Below are 293 nucleotides of genomic sequence, written 5' to 3'. Positions count from 1 at the left end.
CCAGGATAAGTATGCCCAGGCTGGCCGGCTTGGTCCGGTGGCGCGGCTTCTGCCGACGACGGCGGCGACGACGCTGCGCAAGGTCAAGGGCGAATCGGTCGTCATCGACGGGCCGTTCGCCGAGACCAAGGAGCAGTTTCTCGGCTTCTACACGCTCGAATGCGACGATCTCGACGAGGCCGTGGAATTCGCCCGCGAACTCTCCGAGGTCAACCCCAGCGGCGGCTCGTATGAGATCAGGCCGGTGTCCGTCTTCAATCCCACCGGGGTTGCCGTATGACCGAACTTGCCTG

General features: G+C 64.5%; 1 protein-coding gene. It reads left to right on the top strand.

Going from position 1 to position 293, the window contains the following annotated elements; all coding sequences use genetic code 11:
* Positions 1-280: YciI family protein (locus EN807_RS34585; protein ID WP_135938095.1), on the top strand; the 280-nt coding region annotated here is incomplete at its 5' end.
* Between the last annotated feature and the right edge of the window lie 13 nt (positions 281-293).

It is taken from the genome of Mesorhizobium sp. M5C.F.Ca.ET.164.01.1.1, from assembly GCF_004792125.1.
Taxonomy (GTDB): domain Bacteria; phylum Pseudomonadota; class Alphaproteobacteria; order Rhizobiales; family Rhizobiaceae; genus Mesorhizobium; species Mesorhizobium wenxiniae.
The sequence above is the reverse complement of the archived record's forward strand: the minus strand, read 5'-3'. Positions and strand labels throughout refer to the sequence as shown.